At 40.5% G+C, this 18,390-nt stretch carries 16 protein-coding genes; 7 read left to right on the forward strand and 9 right to left on the reverse strand.

Going from position 1 to position 18,390, the window contains the following annotated elements; genetic code table 11:
- Nucleotides 1-60: 60 nt before the first annotated feature.
- The 4 genes from A2W93_10065 to A2W93_10080 all read right to left on the reverse strand — a co-directional run bounded on the left by A2W93_10065 (nucleotide 61) and on the right by A2W93_10080 (nucleotide 3,040).
- Nucleotides 61-354, reverse strand: coding sequence for a hypothetical protein (locus A2W93_10065; protein ID OFY52868.1), 294 nt, complete (start codon nucleotides 352-354; stop codon nucleotides 61-63).
- Between the two features lie 189 nt (nucleotides 355-543).
- Nucleotides 544-1,467: a hypothetical protein gene (locus A2W93_10070; protein ID OFY52869.1), complete on the reverse strand. Its 924-nt coding sequence runs from the start codon at nucleotides 1,465-1,467 to the stop codon at nucleotides 544-546.
- A gap of 7 nt (nucleotides 1,468-1,474) precedes the next feature.
- Nucleotides 1,475-2,722: a hypothetical protein gene (locus A2W93_10075; GenBank protein ID OFY52870.1), complete on the reverse strand. Its 1,248-nt coding sequence runs from the start codon at nucleotides 2,720-2,722 to the stop codon at nucleotides 1,475-1,477.
- 66 nt (nucleotides 2,723-2,788) lie between these two features.
- Entirely contained in the window at nucleotides 2,789-3,040 is a 252-nt protein-coding gene (locus A2W93_10080; protein ID OFY52871.1) for a hypothetical protein, read from the reverse strand.
- Nucleotides 3,041-3,102: 62 nt separating this feature from the next.
- On the opposite strand from A2W93_10080, the gene A2W93_10085 reads away from it, so the two are divergent.
- The 4 genes from A2W93_10085 to A2W93_10100 all read left to right on the forward strand — a co-directional run bounded on the left by A2W93_10085 (nucleotide 3,103) and on the right by A2W93_10100 (nucleotide 8,116).
- Nucleotides 3,103-4,335 (forward strand): hypothetical protein, encoded by a 1,233-nt coding sequence (locus A2W93_10085; protein ID OFY52872.1) that lies wholly within the window; start codon nucleotides 3,103-3,105, stop codon nucleotides 4,333-4,335.
- 11 nt (nucleotides 4,336-4,346) lie between these two features.
- The gene (locus tag A2W93_10090; protein ID OFY52873.1) at nucleotides 4,347-4,895 is read left to right on the forward strand and encodes a hypothetical protein; all 549 of its coding nucleotides are present in this window, start codon (nucleotides 4,347-4,349) and stop codon (nucleotides 4,893-4,895) included.
- Nucleotides 4,896-5,101: 206 nt separating this feature from the next.
- Entirely contained in the window at nucleotides 5,102-5,473 is a 372-nt protein-coding gene (locus A2W93_10095; GenBank protein ID OFY52874.1) for a hypothetical protein, read from the forward strand.
- Between the two features lie 831 nt (nucleotides 5,474-6,304).
- Nucleotides 6,305-8,116, forward strand: a complete 1,812-nt coding sequence (locus A2W93_10100; GenBank protein OFY52875.1) for a beta-galactosidase — start codon at nucleotides 6,305-6,307, stop codon at nucleotides 8,114-8,116.
- A gap of 14 nt (nucleotides 8,117-8,130) precedes the next feature.
- Here A2W93_10100 and A2W93_10105 read toward each other — a convergent pair whose 3' ends face one another.
- Nucleotides 8,131-8,553, reverse strand: a complete 423-nt coding sequence (locus A2W93_10105) for a hypothetical protein (GenBank protein OFY52876.1) — start codon at nucleotides 8,551-8,553, stop codon at nucleotides 8,131-8,133.
- A gap of 180 nt (nucleotides 8,554-8,733) precedes the next feature.
- Here A2W93_10105 and A2W93_10110 point away from each other — a divergent pair, with 180 nt between their 5' ends.
- Nucleotides 8,734-9,270 (forward strand): hypothetical protein, encoded by a 537-nt coding sequence (locus A2W93_10110; protein OFY52877.1) that lies wholly within the window; start codon nucleotides 8,734-8,736, stop codon nucleotides 9,268-9,270.
- 33 nt (nucleotides 9,271-9,303) lie between these two features.
- On the opposite strand, the gene A2W93_10115 is transcribed toward A2W93_10110, so the two are convergent.
- Both A2W93_10115 and A2W93_10120 read right to left on the reverse strand, forming a co-directional pair.
- The gene (locus A2W93_10115; GenBank protein OFY52878.1) at nucleotides 9,304-9,669 is read right to left on the reverse strand and encodes a four helix bundle protein; all 366 of its coding nucleotides are present in this window, start codon (nucleotides 9,667-9,669) and stop codon (nucleotides 9,304-9,306) included.
- Nucleotides 9,670-9,766: 97 nt separating this feature from the next.
- The gene (locus tag A2W93_10120) at nucleotides 9,767-12,556 is read right to left on the reverse strand and encodes a DNA polymerase I (GenBank protein OFY52879.1); all 2,790 of its coding nucleotides are present in this window, start codon (nucleotides 12,554-12,556) and stop codon (nucleotides 9,767-9,769) included.
- A gap of 425 nt (nucleotides 12,557-12,981) precedes the next feature.
- On the opposite strand from A2W93_10120, the gene A2W93_10125 reads away from it, so the two are divergent.
- Nucleotides 12,982-14,577 carry a hypothetical protein gene (locus A2W93_10125; GenBank protein ID OFY52880.1) on the forward strand — a complete coding sequence of 532 codons (1,596 nt, stop codon included), beginning with the start codon at nucleotides 12,982-12,984 and terminating at the stop codon, nucleotides 14,575-14,577.
- A 75-nt stretch (nucleotides 14,578-14,652) separates the two neighbouring features.
- Here the strand turns inward: A2W93_10125 and A2W93_10130 are convergent, their stop codons facing one another.
- Together A2W93_10130 and A2W93_10135 are read right to left on the reverse strand one after the other, a co-directional pair.
- Nucleotides 14,653-14,850, reverse strand: a complete 198-nt coding sequence (locus tag A2W93_10130) for a hypothetical protein (GenBank protein ID OFY52881.1) — start codon at nucleotides 14,848-14,850, stop codon at nucleotides 14,653-14,655.
- Between the two features lie 2 nt (nucleotides 14,851-14,852).
- Nucleotides 14,853-15,293, reverse strand: coding sequence for a hypothetical protein (locus A2W93_10135; GenBank protein OFY52882.1), 441 nt, complete (start codon nucleotides 15,291-15,293; stop codon nucleotides 14,853-14,855).
- Nucleotides 15,294-15,482: 189 nt separating this feature from the next.
- Between A2W93_10135 and A2W93_10140 the strand changes: the two genes are divergently transcribed.
- Nucleotides 15,483-18,338, forward strand: coding sequence for a hypothetical protein (locus A2W93_10140; protein OFY52883.1), 2,856 nt, complete (start codon nucleotides 15,483-15,485; stop codon nucleotides 18,336-18,338).
- Nucleotides 18,339-18,390 lie beyond the last annotated feature (52 nt).

Raw genomic sequence — 18,390 nt, forward strand, 5'->3', positions numbered from 1 at the left:
TTCGGAGCAAAGGGTGCTTTTGAAAATTCGTGAATCCATCGATCAGGCCTTTTCAATTTGTTAGATCTGTTTTCCGTCATTGATCCATTTAATCAGTTCGCTTCTGCGAAATATCAGCTGGCGCCCTCTCTTATAGTGTGGGAGCAATCCTTGCTGAACAAGAGCATAAATTGTCGAGACAGCGCGATTGAGAAATGCCGCCGCATCCTGAACGAACATTATTTCTTTTTCGTTTTCTTGCTTAGGCTGATTAGTCAGCTCGTTTTTTATCTGCGAGAGCTCTTCTTTGATGCTGTCCTTAATAATTGTCTGTAGGAATACCCTGGCCGACTCAATAAAATCTTCGCTTTTCATTTTTCTGGAATTTTGATGATTGAAAACAGATTAACTGATTTGCTACGATCAAAATTAATTACACAAGCGCGAAGCTCAAAAACATAAGTATTGAATTGGTGAAACGATTATATTTTCCGGGAAAAAAGTAACTTGTTTGCACTTTGATTAAGTTGCAAAGTCATGTTTAACTTGATAATTGTGATTGAATTACTGCTCGTACGGTTTTTTCTTTCCAGATAGCAAAATGTATTTTTTCATCTGTCCATCCGTGTTTTCCTTTTTTGAAACGAAGTTGTGAAACACTGTCGGATACTCAAATCCATCGAAATAGTCAGTTAATAAGCGCACATAATATTGTTTTGAGCTTTTTCTTGTTTCATATATTGGTGAACTGCAGGATAGCTTGTGGAAATAATGAAAAAACTCATGAATCAGGAGTTTCTCCTTGCTTGAAATATTAAGCTTTATCTTGAAACAGGTGGGAGGGGGATTGGTTTTGTAGAATGCTGAATATATAAAATGAAAGAGATAAACCTCATCAACATATGGTTCTCCCTTTTTGTTTTTTTCGAAAAATAAGGCTGAAAAGTATTTCACAACGTCTTCCATCGGCATTCCGTTGAAGTTGTTTTTGCATTTTAGTGCTCTGTTTTTGCTCAATTCGAATTGTGTCGGAATCTGAAGTGTTGAGACTATATTGCTGAATTGAAACATCTGATTTTTCTCTTTTGGAACTCCTTCGATTGCGAGTATTTTAAATAGAAAAGGATCAATATAGCTGCAAAATTCCTGAATGTTTTCCTGGCAAAGGTCATTGGTTCTCAGCTCAAGAAAATAGACGGTTGTAATTCTCATTAGTTTTAACAGCACTTCGTTATATTCGTCTTCAGATGACCCCTTAAAATCAAATTTTGTATCGATATTTTCCATAGCTGTTTTACGGTAGCACTCATATAGTAAACACTCGGGATTTAGAAGCATTCCAACATGAAGCTCCATCGAACGAACTGGCGCAATCAGTTTTTTGATGGCATCTCTGTAATTCGTAACATTATAATGAGAAAATATATTTGCCAGAATTTCTTTTTCCTTGCCCAGAAACAGGTTTTCAATGTTTTTGAGGTCAATCATTGCTTAACTATTTAAGAAGTGCGGCCTTGCTTGCTTTATCCATTATTTCATCTTCAAAATCCTTCAGGTAGATTTCAGTCGTTTTGCTGTCTTTATGTCCCATTCCCTGCTGGATGATTTCAACAGGAACTCTTTCGTATTTCATAATAGTGGCCCAGCTGTGTCTGCTTACATAGGTTGTAATATCGCCCCTGACACCTGCCATATGGGCAATTTCTTTCAATTCTTTATTCACCCTTGTGCGGATCTTTCCAACCCGGTTTCTTTTGCTTTGCTCTGTCATATGAATTTTTTCATCCAGTATCGGGAAAATATATTTACTGTCTGAATTATAACGCTTATAATATTCAATTATTTCTAATGCTGGTTCAAGAAGAAGAATTGTGTATAATTTTCCTGTTTTGGCCCGCACATACGATACTCTGCCGTCAATAATGTTTTCCCACTTTAAATTGGCAAGATCGATAAAATTGATGCCCCGTAAATAGTAGCTGAACAGAAAGTAGTTTTTCGTATGGAACAAATGATCATTGTTGTCGAATTGCAAGGAGTCAATACGCGTCATATCAGCCTTGCTGATTGCTATCTTTCTGGCGGTGGGCTTAAGTTTTTGGATTTTATATTTTGCGAATGGATATGAGTTTTTTGGGCAGATTTCTTCGTCAATAGCTCGGTTTATCAATGCGCGAAATGTTCTCATGTGTGTACTGATGGAGCTTTCCTTTAAGTTTTTCTCCCGGAAAAACTGTTCAAAATCGTTTATCATACGAACATTTATGTCAGTAAATTTCAGATCTTTCCCATTTCTGAAACTTTTTAATTCTCTGAAAAGATTGTTGTAGACATCAGCATTTCCCAGATTATTTGTTTTTTTTAAGTCGCTGATTCTGGATTGTAGATATTCGAAGACCCATTCATTTGTCGTTTTTGGGAAAATCATGTTTAATAAGTGCTCATGAGTCAGCGGAATAGAATCAGCCCTGCATTGCACTTCTGCCTTTAATGCCTTGGTTTCCAATTCTGAGATAAATATTTTGATTTGTTCTACTTTGAGTATGTCATTTTTTGGTATCCTTTTTTTTGGATCATTCTTCTTTGGTTTTCTATTGGAAATAATATCCCATATTTCTTTTGTGCAGGAAAACGGAGTTGCTTTATAAACTCTTTTTCTGTCGATTGTTATTCGGAGCAAGATGGGACTTTCGCCATTTGAAAGAACCTTTGAGGGATAAAAAATTACTTTTGCTGCTGACATATCGGTTTACACATGGTTTACACAAATATACTGAATATTTACTAATAAATCGTTATAAATGATAAATTAATTTTCAGCACTACCCTCTGAAAGATAGAAATAGTGCGAATTGCCTAAATCAATGTTTTTATATGTTAATTCTCGTTCAGTGCTTGACAGGCAAGAGGTCGGCAGTTCGAACCTGCCAAGACTCACGAAAACGAAAATCGGCTTCATACCTTGTGTTTGGGGCCGTTTTTTATGGGGTGAAATTTCATTAGTTTTTTTGATTTTCGGGTCCGGTTTGAACAGGGTTTGAACAAAACAGCCCTGCACCATCAAATCAAATCGTTGATACCCATCCCAAACAAAAAATTCTGTAGTTTTACGATGTGAAAACGATGCGGAAAATAGAGTGCTTTGGGTGGCTGACTGAGATATCCGCTGTCTCCTTCGATGGAGATTGTCTTGTGGGACGCCGGGACCTGTGGGACAGCGGAGCTGCTGCATGCGGCATCCGGGTGGGCATTCATAAGATGGCAGGCATTTCTTCTCGCGGGGGACATGAGCGCGCGTTCACGTATGATTATGTTAAGCTGCACATAGCGCAGCGGCCGCAGGCATTGGAGCTCCCAGCCCCGCACGACCTCTCTGCATCGCAGAGCGAAGCGGCGCGATCTGAGTGCGTCGTGTTAGATAAAGCCACTCAGCACGACCTTCTATCGTCTGGCGGCAACAAGGTTTGGTTTGCGACAATTCCGCCGGACATGGAAGCGTCGTGCAGGCCAAATCAGCAAAACGGCTACAGCAGCCGTTACACCTTCTCCGCAAAAGAAAAGGATGATGAAACACAATACAGCTATTTCGGTGCGAGATATTATGACTCGGATTTGAGTGTGTGGTTGAGTGTGGATCCGATGAGTGATGATTATCAGAATCTTTCACCGTTTGCTTATTGTGCGAATAATCCAGTGATGTTGGTGGATCCAGATGGGATGAAAATTGATCCGACAAAGTTCATTGAAAATGCTGAGGGAGGACAAGCTAATTACGATCTTCTTGAAGCTGATTTAGAATCAAAGACTGGTTTAAAACTTGAATATCATTCAGATGGAAAAGGTGGAGGATCTATTTCTTATGAAACAACAAAAGGATTTCTTGGCAGAAATAAACCCGTGATTGATAAAGAAGGAACATCAGGTAAAGCGCGAAGAATGTTATTAAGAGCTATTAATAGTGATGAAACATTAGATGTTGATTATGGCGAATACAATGAAGGGTTCTATAAGAAAAATCTGATATTGCTTAACCCAAAAACAATTCAAGAGCAAATTGACAATACATCCTCAGATTTGAATAACACGACATTTGGATGGGCGTTAACATACTTTCATGAATTTTCTCATACACCACTTGGTGATCAGCACAAAGATCCGTCTCAATCTAATCTTAGTAATAAATATAAGCTTGGTGGGGCTGTAAGAAGCACTAATAGAATAAGAGGTCAATTAGGAACTGACTATGGCAGAAGATCAATGTATTTTGTAATTGATAACGTATTGCCATTTAGCAGAGAAGGAAGAAGACAAATAAAACATTTTCTTGAGCCAACTGAGAAGATAATTAAGTATTAAATCTTATTTAAATGAGACGTATACTACTTGTTGTATTGACAACACTACAGCTGTTCAATATCGATGCGAAAGCTAATAAGATTGAATATGGTATGTATTTTACAATATCTTGTAATTCTGGTGGTTCAAATTGCATTAATGCATACTATCACCGTATAAGATTAATAAACGATTCTACATTAGAGTATTCGATCATTCGAGTAAGTGAAGTCACATTCAATTTTTCCTATAATTCAATAGACACCTTAACTCTTGTAGGGAAATATAGTCTTTTGAAAAACAATTTGACAATAAGTATTGATGATGAAAAGATTTGCACATTTATAAAGCAAAAAAGTGATTCAGGTTTCAATTTTATAATATCAGGCATGTATAAAATGAAGTCTAACTATCTTAGAATGAAACCTAAACAGCTTTCAGTTTTTTCAAATCAAGTGTTGTTTATTGATAAATCTTCAATCCAAAAGAGTAAATGTTTCAAAAGACGCTTGAAGGATGGACAAAAATTGGGTGTGATTATTTGCTTAAATACTTTTTGGTTTTGGGAGCAAATTTTTTAATACATATCCTTGCAACACTGCACTGCAACATCCAAGACAAATCCAAAACACCCAATATCATCAAGCGGTCAGAAAATGGCCGCTTGTTGATTTTAGATATCCGATAGTAGATATTTGATTTTAGATTTTTTTGGAAAAAATATTTTGCTTCCGCAAGTTTTCTCATTTCCCAATGTCCAAGAATCAAATCAACCAAAAATCACGTTATGAAATTATCGAAAAATCTCTTGTCAGTTGCTTTGCCGGTTATCGCTTTTTTCTTATTCAGTTGCAGCGGAAACGCACAGACTTCCGTAGCAACCTCTGAATTGAAGGTCAAAACAGAGTTTCATTGCAATGGAGGAAAAAATAAAATTGAAACCGAAATCGCAAAACTGGACGGTGTTTCATCTGTTGTTGCCGATCTGGAAACAAAAATTGTAACCATTGTTTACGATTCAGCAAAACAAAGCAAAGAAACACTGGTGGCGGCCATTGATGCAACGGGTCATATGACTGAATTCTCGAAAACAGAAGTGAAAAGCACTTGTGGTTCACATGGCAAGGATAACAAAAACTGCGATACGGACAAAGAGTAATATCCTTTTGCAAGTAAAAAGTTAGCGACATTTTTTGTCGCTTTTTTTTGCACTAAGGTTTAAATTTAAAAAAGATTTCGCCACCAGGACACTACGTGTCACGTTTTACGTGAAGACTCATTTTTTTTCGTAGTAAAATTTAGTTGTCACAAAAGTATTTGCAAAAACATCAGATTGCATAATCGAACATTATTACATTACGATGACAAGGCTACGCATTATGAATAAACACTAATCATTTTATAATAGTGGTTAAAGTGATTATTCAAATTCAGTCTTGATTTTAGGGTTTTTGACAATTTTCTGACGTATGTGAATTCATCCATTCAATATAATATGGCTACATCTTTTTTTGTTGTGCCAATGAAATTATTAAGACACATTAGCACGAGTTAATTCGAATTCTAATACCGAAAAAGCAATAGGCTTTTATATGCAAAAAGTTGAATGTTCATCGACATTTTAGCCACGCCACTGTCATCCTGAGTTTCGCTTCTGTAGCGCTTTTTGTGAAATAGCTTGCGAAGTATCGAAGGAGACAGCGCAGTAAACTCCAGCAAGAGAAGGTTGAGGTATGATTTGCTGACCTGGAATCGTCGGTGTACGAGTCCAAAGCACCCAACGATTCCGTGTCCGCGCTTAGTTTCAAATCAGTGTCGGGTCCCGCTTCCAGCGGGATAAACTCCGCGCCAAAATGTTGGGTGCGCAGCAAAAACTTTGCGTTACATCAATTAATTTCAGCACCTCGAAAAAAAAATGCCTATAATTTCATGCGACGGTGTTCCCAATGTTTGAATTGATTAAATTTGCTACCCAATCCCCCCCCCCCAAATGAAATTCAATTCATTCATAGGTGTGTTGCTGCTATTTTCTGCTGCATCACTTAGTGCGCAGAAAGAAACCCGACATACATTTGCCATGGATTCCGTAAACTTTTTGCTCGACGGAAAACCATATCAGATAATTTCAGGTGAAATGCATTATGCGCGTATTCCGCATGAATACTGGCGTCACCGCATACAAATGGCAAAGGCCATGGGCTGCAACACCATTGCTACTTATGTTTTCTGGAATTACCATGAAACAAGCGAAGGTGTTTTTGATTTCGAAACAGAAAACCGCAATCTTGCTGAATACCTTGAGATAGCGAAAGAAGAAGGCATGTGGGTGTTGCTACGTCCGGGCCCGTATGCATGTGCTGAATGGGATTTGGGCGGTATTCCGCCATACCTGCTGAGTATTCCCGACATAAAACTCCGTTGCATGGACACAAGGTACATGGCGGCCGTTGAACGGTACGTGCAAAATCTGGCGGCAGTAGTCAAGCCGTATCTGATTACCAACGGCGGCAACGTCATTATGCTGCAGGTGGAGAATGAGTATGGCAGTTATGGCAATGACCGGAATTACATGAATGCAATGAAAAATCTGTGGAGTGCGCAGGGAATAGATGTTCCCTTTTATACTTCAGATGGAGCCACCGAATATATGCTCGAAGCCGGCGCACTGCCTGGTTGTGCAGTCGGTCTTGATCCATGTGGAAATATGGATGATTATAATCTTGCACGGAAAATGAACCCCGGCGTCCCTGTATTTGGAAGTGAAATTTATCCGGGCTGGCTCACACATTGGGGCGAAGAATGGCAGCGTCCCGACACCGCGGATCTGTTGAACAATGTTCGCTTCTTGCTCGAAAATAAAATTTCTTTCAACCTTTATGTTTTGCACGGCGGCACAAATTTCGATTTTTATGCGGGAGCCAATTCGGGTGGAACCGGCTATCAGCCAGATATTACAAGCTATGATTACGATGCGCCCATCAATGAGCAGGGACAACCGACACCGAAATATTTTGCATTGCAAAAAGAAATATTGAAATACAAAACAAAATCAGAAAAACGCTTCAAAATGCCTGAGCCGGTACCGGCTATGGAGATTCCTGAAATTGCAATGACAGAATTTGCATCTGTGTGGAATGCGCTTCCGGAGCCGGTTTTATCAGTTCAGCCAAAACCATTCGAAGCCTACAATTTGTATTACGGATTTGCAGTTTACAAAACCACTTTGATTGGACATAAATCGGGAAACCTCGCCATAACTGACTTGCATGACTATGCCACTGTTTTTCTGGATGGAAAATTTGTTGGAACAATCGACAGAAGTAAAGGCGAAACATCAATAAAACTACCAGCTTCGGAAAGCAAAAATCCTGTTCTTGAAATTTTTGTTGAAGGTATGGGGCGTATCAATTTCGCGCAGCAGCTTATCGACCGAAAGGGAATCACGGAGCGCGCTACATTGAATGGCATGACCCTGATGAATTGGGAAGTGTACTGTTTGCCTATGGACTCAGCGTACATCGCCCGGCTCGACAATACAAAATCAGAAAACAGGCCGGGGAAATTTTTCAAAGGAACTTTTTCTCTTGAGAAGACCGCAGACACATTCATCGATATGTCGCAGTACACCAAAGGTGTTGTCTGGGTGAATGGTCACAATCTGGGCCGATACTGGAACATTGGTCCGCAACAACGTTTGTATTGTCCGGCGCCTTTTTTAGAAGAAGGAAAAAACGAAATTATTATTTTAGATTTGTTGCAAATGGATGCGAAGTCGGTGACCGGGAAGAAGAATCTTTATTGAAAAAAATCATCATGCTACCACTCGCAGTATTCCTCAAAGGCGACTTCGGCATCTGAATAACCCAGTAAAATAGCCTGATACAGGTCGATGCAGGCTTTTTCGTAATAACGATAATCGAAATAGGTCAGGCCACGGTAATAATAAGCTTTTCCGCTTGTTGAGTCTATAGAAATGGCAGCATCAAAGTCTTTCCAGGCGCCGTCCAGATCCTTATTGTCCCATTTTGAAATTCCTCTGGCAATGTAGGCTTCGGTATATTTTGGATCAAGCGAAATGGCATAATCAAAATCAGCAATGGCACCAACATGATTTTCCTGGGCCTCTTTTTCAATGCCGCTGGAATAATAGTTAACGGCAGTTTGATCGGACACCGGCTCCTGACACTGTGCTGCAAGAGCAAATGAGATGAATAATAGTAGCGCGAGTATTTTTTTCATCAGTATAATGTTTTGAATTATTAGACAAATATAATCATTTGTGTTATTTACATCATACAAGGATGTGAAATATTGAAGGCCTCAACTGTTGTTATTCTCTTCGGTATTGTCAGTTATCTGAAGAAATAAGTTACTATGAACCGCCTACAAATATTATCTTTGAATTCAAATTCAATCAATATGTCTGTTCTAAGTTTTGGATACTACATTGACGGAAAACCCTACAAAGTTTTAGATGAAAGGCGCATGAGGGCTAGCGCCGGCATCATGATGCTGCTGGGAACCATTGCAACAATCAACGGATTCGTTCTGCATCAGTATGCAATCATACCATACATCATGGGGTTTTTTGTGATTAATTTTTTGATTGGTCTTTTTATTAACCCCTTGTTTTCGCCAACTGTCTTGTTGGCATGGTTATTTGTCCGGCGGCAGTCGCCGATACCCATTGGCGCGGTTCAGAAAAAATTTGCATGGAGCATTGGGTTTATGCTTTCAACAGCTATTTTTATTTTATCACTTTACCTGCAGACCGACGAGTCGTATTTTCACAATGTATGCATGCTTTGCATGTTGTGTCTGTTGATGCTTTATCTCGAAACAGCATTTGCCATCTGTGTTGGTTGTAAAGTATATGATCTGGCTATTAGAGCAAGGCTGCTCCCCAAGCCCAAAGAAAGACCCAATTGCATGGGCGACAGCTGCGAAACGAAATAGGAGGGAATTGTGTGTTTGGATAAACTGCTTGCATTACAGATTCAGTCGTTGATTCCGTAGTGCATTGATCATTCTTGAAGTTTTTTCAATCTGGTCGCGACTTTGATTTGCAATAGTCTCTTCAATGAATTCCAGTTCGGTTGAAATAATTATTTGATTGAGCAGTTCCATTAAACTACTATAAGCATATTGATAGAAATGCGCTTGATCTTTCGCACTGGTTCTCGAGCTTCCTTCTGCAAGATTGGAGCATACGGAAATGGAGGCACGTCTCATTTGTGTTACCAGACCAAACTTTTCATAGTCTGGAAATGTGACAGTGAATTTATACACCATCTTCGACAAAATTTTGCTTTCTTTCCAAGCTTCCAGCTTTTCAAAACTATAAGTAAATCCCATTTTATTTTGATTTTAAATTGAACTTCTCAACTTCTCAACTCCTCAACCTCTAAACCTCTAAACTCCTAAACCTCTAAACTTCTCAACCCCTAAACCTCTAATGCGCTTCCAGCCACGTCATTCCATGTCTCACGTCTACTTCCACCGGAACTTTCAGCGGTAGTGCGGCTTTCATCAGTCTTTCAATCTCCGGTTTTACAATATCAATTTCTTCTTTCGGCACATCGAACACCAATTCATCATGCACCTGCAAAATCATTTTTGTTTGCAGCCCGCTGTTTTGAAGCCATTCGTAAATGTTGATCATGGCCAGTTTGATCATGTCGGCCGAAGAGCCCTGAATGGGGGCATTGATGGCATTGCGTTCTGCAAATCCGCGCACAAAACTATTGGTCGAATGAATGTCTTTCAGATAGCGCCGGCGATGTTTCAGTGTTTCAACAAATCCGTTCGCACGTGCAAACAGAATGGTGTCGTCCATATATTTTTTTATTCCGGGAAATTGTTCAAAATAATTTTCGATGATATCCGCAGCTTCTTTTCTGCCAATTCCAAGTCGCTCCGAGAGCCCGAATGCAGAAATGCCGTAAATGATTCCGAAGTTCACCATTTTTGCATGTCGGCGTTGTTCTGGTTTGACATCGCTTAATGAAACCCCATACACTTTTGCAGCAGTGGCTGTGTGAATATCAATGCCTTGTCTGAATGCATCCACCATATGCTCATCGTTTGCAATCGAAGCAATGATGCGGAGTTCAATCTGGCTGTAGTCGGCCGAAATCAACACGTGGTTTTCGTCGCGCGGGACAAATGCTTTACGTATTTCCTGTCCGAGCTCAGTGCGAATGGGTATGTTTTGTAAATTCGGATTCGTAGAGCTGAGGCGGCCTGTAGAAGTCACTGCCTGATTGTAATTGGTGTGTACACGTCCTGTTTTAGGATGAATCAATTCGGGCAATGCATCCACGTAGGTGTTCTGAAGCTTTGACAGACCGCGGAATTCCAGCACTTTGGCAACAATCGGATGCCGCGAAATGTATTTTTGTAATACATCTTCTGATGTTGAATATTGTTTTGTCGCTGTCTTTTTTGGTTTCTCGGCAATCTGTAATTTGTCAAAAAGAATATCTCCCAATTGTTTCGGACTGGCAACATTGAAGGGCTGTCCGGCGAGCTGATGAATTTCGGACTCGAGCCGCAAAATTTCTTTTCCGAGCGTCAATGAAAATTCATTCAATGATTTTTGATCTATTCGAACGCCGCTCCGTTCCATGTCTTCAAGCACTTCTATCAACGGCGTTTCCATGTCGTAAAACAAATCGGTCATGCCATAAGTGTCGAGTTCCGGTTCAAGAATTTTCCACAATTTCAACGTCACATCGGCATCTTCGCAAGCGTAGTCTTTAAGCTTTTCTGGATCCACATCAAAAATTGAAATTTTCTGTTTTCCGCTTCCCAGCAGCTCTTCAAATGTGATGGTTTTATAGTTCAGATAGTTCTCGCTTAAAAAATCCAGATTGTGTCTGAGCTCAGGATGTAGGAGATAATGAGCCAGCATAGTGTCGGCGAGCTTTCCTCTAACGGTGACTCCATGCGTGCGTAGAACGGCAATATCGTATTTTAAATTCTGCCCGACTTTTATGATTTTTTCATTTTCAAATATCGGCTTTAGTTTTTCCAGTGCGATTTTTCGAAAATCATCATCTTTTGTATGAACAAAAAACGCCTTGCCTGGTTCAGTGCTAAATGAGATTCCAACTAGTTTTACAATCAGTGTGTCGAGTGAATCCGTTTCGGTGTCAAAGCAAATCAGATCTTTCTTTTTCAAGTCTGCAACTAGCGTTTCAAGACTTTGAATATTGTCTATCAACTGGTATTCATGCTCGGTACTGTTGATGTTGCTGATGATGGAATCGAGTCCGGCTCTGGCTTCTACGAAGTCCTGATCGAACAACGTCGATTGACCGATGGCAACAGCCGGTGTTTTTTCGGCAATAACACCCATAGTATCCCACCAGCGTTTAGCGAAAGTCTTGAATTCCATTTCTTCGAAAAACTTCTGTAAAGGCGCGAAGGGAGGCACTTTCCATTCAAGGTGCGAAGGCATGAATTGTATGGGGACATCGATAATAATGGTTGCAAGCTGCTTTGAAATCATGGCCGATTCTTTTCCCGCCAAAACCTTTTGTTTCATGGTGGGATTTTTTATTTCTTCGGCATGCGCAAGCAAATTTTCTACGGTTCCATATTCGGCAAGTAATTTTTTTGCGCCCACTTCACCAATGCCAAAAATCCCAGGAATATTATCAGCCGAATCACCCATGATGGCTAGAATATCTATTACTTGTTCTGGTCTTTCAATCATGAACCGGTCACACACTTCACGCACCCCCCACACTTCAGCTGCAGCACCGAATTTGGCAGGTTTGTACATGAAAATATTTTCGCTCACCAATTGTCCGAAATCTTTGTCGGGTGTCATCATATAAGTTTGATATCCGCGTGCTTCAGCTTCTTTGGCGAGCGTGCCAATCACATCGTCGGCTTCGTATCCATCCACTTCGAGGATTGGAATATCCATCAGCTGCAACATTTCCTTTATATATGGAAGTGAGATGGACAGATCGTCAGGCATTGGCTGGCGATTGGCTTTATAAAAATCAAACTCATCGTGACGTGCAGTAGGAGCTATGGTATCAAAAGCAACTCCAAGCAGATGGGGTTTTTCCTTATTAATCAAATCGAGAACTGTATTGCCAAACCCCAATATGGCACTTGTATTTAATCCTTTTGAATTGCGAACAGGATTTTTTATCATCGCGAAATAGGCCCTGTAAGCCAATGCCATGGCGTCGAGCAGAAATAATACCGGTCTCTTTTCTTCCATCGAAAAAGTTGTTTTTGTAAAAGTAGTAAATTTTTAGTAGCCAGTTGAATTCAGCTTTGTTCATTCATAGTTACAATCGTTACGCGTTACAATCACATAGCGCGGATTTGAAATCCGTGCTATGTGTATCACTGTCACGGTTGTCATATCCGCGCCAGTGAAGATAAATTTTCAAATCATCTCGTATTCACACATTGGAATTTAATCCGCGGAAGGCGGATCATTTGCGACCGTGTCATCACGTGAAACGTGACAAGCTGTCTCACGTAAAGCAACACATTTTCACATTAAAAGTATTTTCCATGCTCTACGGCTTTATGACTTCACAATTCAGTAACCTTTTCTTGTCCCATTATTATTTGTTCCGTAATGATCAGCTAATATGTGCATGTTTACTTTGCAACAGAAACTAAACGAAAAGAAAAATGAAAAATGTATTGACTATTGCAATGGGCTTTTTAATGTCTGCTGGATTGTTTGCGCAGCACAGTATTGAAAACCCGTTTTTTGATCAGGTAAGTTATCGTGGCGCTTTCGATGCCACCACTTTATGGACCGATGGCTGGACAACGTGGAATGCCGAAAACACAGCTTATCCTGCAACAACCGTGACAAAATCGGGCGAAATTTCTGCCAATGAAACATGGACAGCATCGAATGTGTATAAAATTCAGGGCTTTTTATATGTGCGTTCTGGTGCGACCTTGACCATTGAGCCAGGCACTGTTATAAGAGGTGACAAGGCCAGTAAAGGCACTTTAATTATTGAACGTGGCGGAAAGCTTAATGCAATCGGAACAGCTTTAAATCCCATTGTTTTCACCTCGAACGAAGCTGCTGGCTCACGCGATTATGGTGACTGGGGCGGAATTATTCTTTGCGGAAAAGCAGCCATTAATGTTCCTGGCGGGGAAGCACAGATTGAAGGCGGTCCTACCTCTTATTATGGCGGCGCTTCAGCTCCCGATAATGCTGACAACAGTGGAGCTTTGAGTTATATCCGCATTGAATTTCCGGGCGTTCCTTTTGTAACCGACAAGGAAATCAATGGGCTTACCATGGGTGGCGTTGGTAGCGGAACTACGATTGATCATATTCAAGTGTATCGCTGTGGCGATGATGCTTTCGAATGGTTCGGAGGAACGGTGAATGCAAAACATCTTGTCTCTTCTTTTACCTGGGACGATGATTTTGACACCGATTACGGATACTCCGGAATGATTCAGTATGCAGTGGCATTGCGCGATTCGTCTATTGCCGATCCGGGTTCAGGCTCCAATGGTTTCGAAAGCGATAACGATGGTGCAGGTTCAACCAACACCCCAATCACCAATCCTATTTTTTCAAATGTTTCGATGTTTGGTCCTAAAGTTACTCCTTCAACAGCCATCAACTCCAACTACAAACGCGCTATGCACCTGCGTCGCAACACGCAGATCGATATTTACAATTCGTTTTTTGCAGGATATAAAGATGGGCTGTTTGTCGATGGTTCGGCTGCAAGGCAAAATCTGGCCGATGGCGAATTAATGTTGTATGGTGTTACACTCGCCTATTGCGCTGGTAATTATTTTCCTGATGATACCCTAAATGTGGTTCGCAATTATTTCAATCACGCATCAAGAGGTAATGACACTTTACTCGCACACACAGCCTTGCAAATTTCCGATCCTTTTAATTATGGCAATCCCGATTTTCGTCCAATGGCTTCAAGTCCGGTGTTGAGCGGTTCTGTTTTCGCAGGAATCGAAAACAGCCAGGTCGGAGTTTTCGGCGATGTGGTTCTTTATCCAAATCCAGCAACCGATGTTGTGAATGTTGAATATTTCCTCAACAACTCTGGTTGTGTAAGCATAGAAGTTCTCGATATTCAGGGACGTTCGATTGGTCTTGGATTCAACGAAAACCAAAGGCCCGGCAACCAGCATGTTCAGCTTAATGTGGCTGCGCTACACACTGGATTATATTTCATTCGCATCATCTCGGCCAACAGCAGCAATGTAGTTCGCTTTTTCCGATAGACAATATGCAACTGAAAAAAATACGGGCTTCAGAAGAAATTCTGAGCCCGTATTTTCGCAATGTAAATGGAGTGATTATTTTTCAGCCTTCTTTCGCGGGCAGGTTGATATGCCCAGCAAAGCATATATGCCGCAAAAGCCGGTAAATGCAGTTAGTAAAGGCACCAGCCCAATCAGTCCAAGCCAGCTTTCATAATACCAGCCAGCAGCGCCAATGCCCAGACCTATGATAATTCGAATAATGGTGTCGGTTTGTCCAATGTTTTTTTTCATGATTATATTTTTTCAAATGTTAGCAACTCGGTGCTGTTATCACTGTCATCTTCTAATTCAATTTTACTGTTGCTTTGTTCAAGAATAACCCAGTCATCGCTGATTTCAATAAGTTTGTCCGGACTACTGAATGTCAGATAAAGTCTGTCCTGAGAGTCATCGACGCCTGTACTCCAGGTGCCTGAAACATTTCCCGATGAGGTAGTGGCCATAATGGTTCCATCGTCATTAAAGGTGAAGGTGTATCCGGCATAGTCAGTGGTTTCTTCATGATCTTTGTCGTAGAAATACGTTATTTTCCACTCGCCGGATTCCAGGTTTTTCTGCACTACTGCAGGGGTGTCTTTGCTGCATGAGGAAAACGCAAGTACAGACAAAAGGCCGAGGATTAATATGCTTGTTTTCATTGTAAGTTTGATTTTTGTCAAAGATACGACCGGCATTGTAGCTACTTCTTCAGCAAATGACATATATCAGCCGGTTTGCTTTTGTAACAGCCGGTTCGCTATTGATTATTTGCTGGCAAAAACAATGTTGGTAACATTGTTCTAACACAAAAACCAGAAAATGATAATCTGTGTTTCACGCTGAGGTAATATTGAATAGCGAATTTTGTACAGAAAATAATCTGTATGAAAAAGTCACTTTTAATTTTGCTTTTTATAATACTCAACATGTTTGTTCAGGCACAAACTAATTTCCATGCTGCATCTCCTCTGAGTCAGGGAACGATGGCGGTAAATGGTCGTGTGATTGATGCAAAAACGAACGAGCCCATTATTGGTGCAAATGTTGTGATCAAAGGCACATACAGCGGATCATCAACCGACCTTGATGGAAACTTCACACTGTCTTCAATTCCAAAGGGCGATCTGACGGTGACCGTTTCCTATGTTTCATACAAGCCTTTTGAACAAACATTTTTTATTTCAGATGAAGAAAATCTGTTTTTGGATATTAAGCTTGTGGAAAGTATCACGCAAATGCAGACTGTGAATGTTGTAAGCAACCGCGTTACTGGTACTGAAATTTCCATGATGCAGACTATTCGTCAGAGCAATCTGGTGGTGAATGGTGTTCCTTCGCAATTGATTAAAAAAACACAGGACCGCGATGCGGGCGAAGTGGTAAAGCGCATTCCTGGCATTACCATTCAGGACGGACGCTTTGTAATCATTCGCGGATTGAATGAACGATATAATTCTGTTTGGTTGAATGACCTTCCTGCACCCAGCTCTGAAGCGGATGTCCGTGCGTTTTCATTCGATTTGATTCCGGCCTCAATGATTGATAATGTGGTTGTTTACAAAACTTTTTCTCCGGAACTGCCTGGTGATTTTGCCGGAGGACTTGTACAAATTTCAACCATCAGTAATCCTGAAAAAAACTTTTTGCAGGTATCGTATTCCAATGGGTTTTCAGAAGGATCAACCTTCCAGCAACATCTGATTTATCCGGTTAATGGAGCAGGTTTTACGAATAGCACTTCTTTATTGAATCTGCCGGGAGGACTTCCGGAAAATGTTTCCACAATCCCATCCACCGAGGCGGGAAAAGATGAAAAGACTTTCTGGGGTCAGACCATGAATAAAATCTGGACGCCCCATTCATTTACGGCTCCAACCGATCAGCGATTTTCAGTTGCCGGAGCCTGGCGCAAAGACCTGGCTAATGCACGGCTGGTTAATTACACGCAAATCAATTACAGCACTACTTTTCAACAGGACTCCATTTTTAGAGCAAGCTACAATGCGTATGACGAAATCGCTCAAAAACCCGACACCAGTTATTGCTTCAGTGATGTTCAGTTTAATAATTCAGTGAAAGCCGGCGCTATGATGAACTGGTCGCTGATAAAAGGAAAGTCCACGCTTGATTTTAGAAATCTTTTTAATTTTCAGACGTCGAATCGTGTGACTGAGCGTGAAGGAAAAGACTTTTATGGCGGACTTACCATTAAAGGTTTGGAAATGGCTGTAAAAAAGAGACAGTTGTATTCGGGCCAGCTGAGCGGAACTCACACGTTTGGAAAGAAAGAATCAAAACTGAAATGGTTTGCCGGATATTCTGCGTCGTCGCAGCAAATGCCGGATGCAAAGCGATTGACCTGGGTGCTGAATGACCAGCAAGACAGCCCGTATTACGGACAGTATGGTCTGAATTTTTCGTTCGCAGCCAACTCGAATCTTTCAGGTCGAATCTTTCACGACATGAATGAGCAGATAGTGAATGCAGGATCAGATTTCAATTCAAAATTTACAATTGGCAAGAAAAAATTTGACTACAAGGCCGGATTGTTTTTCGAAAACCGCAATCGCTCATTCAGTGCAAGGAATCTGGGCTACAAGATTGCTAAAACCTCATTGTTCGACTGGAATATTCCATATCAAAGTGTTGAAGAAATCTTCAGCAATGAAAATATTAATGCTACCGATGGAATTATGCTTGACGAGCAAACAAGTCCATCAGATTCTTATGTGTCAAACTCAAACATGATTGCTGGTTATTTTACTGCAACAATTTCAGTTGGCTCGCGAATTAAAATTCATACGGGGGTAAGAGCAGAACAAAGCAGCGTTATTCTTGATTCTTACAAAACCGATGCTACCAATCCACCAACCGTTGAAGACGAAGTTCATTATCGTTCCGATACACTTTTGTTGTTGCCGGCTCTTAATTTATCGTGTTCTCTGACTGAAAAAAGTTTGCTGCGATTTGCCTATGGTCAGACAGTAAACCGGCCTGAATATCGCGAAATTGCTCCGATGGCTTTTTATGACTATGAAATGAAAGCGGTAGTATCAGGCAATGATAGTCTTACTTTTGCTACAATACATAATTATGATTTTCGCTATGAATTTTATCCAAACTCGAACAGCATGTTCAGTTTGGGTGCTTTTCACAAGCAATTCGTCAATGCAATCGAATATCAGATTATCCCGACGGGTAGCGGTTTGCAATACACTTTTCAGAATACGCCCAAAGCCAGTGTAAGTGGAATTGAAGCAGAAATGAGGCTTTCAGCAGCATCCACAAATGCTTCAAAATTGCTGAAAAATTTCACAGTGATTTTTAATGCCGCCTATATGAAAAGCCGGATTTTGTTTAGTGAGAAAAGTCTGGAAGATGATCGCCCATTGCAGGGTCAATCGCCTTTTATTATGAATGCATCGCTTTTCTATCAGAACGACTCATTGGGTTTGAATGCAGGCTTAATGTTTAATATTGTAGGCAAGCGAATCAGCTTTGTTGGAGATCCTTTTACAGGGAACCCTCATATATATGAGATGCCGTCCAATCAGCTTGATTTGAGTCTGAGTAAAAAATTCGGCAAAAAAATCGAATTGAAAGCGCAGGTAAGAAATCTTCTGAATAGCAACGTAAATTACAGTCAGAATGTCGAAACGGCATCTGGGATGGTCACTCAGACCACCATGCAATACAGGCCCGGAAGATATTATCTGCTGGGACTTGTCTGGAAAATGTAATTTGATTTAGAAATACTAATTTTTCAGTTATCTTTCGAAGGGCTATACCAGC

It is taken from the genome of Bacteroidetes bacterium GWF2_43_63, from assembly GCA_001769275.1.
Taxonomy (GTDB): Bacteria; Bacteroidota; Bacteroidia; order Bacteroidales; family DTU049; genus GWF2-43-63.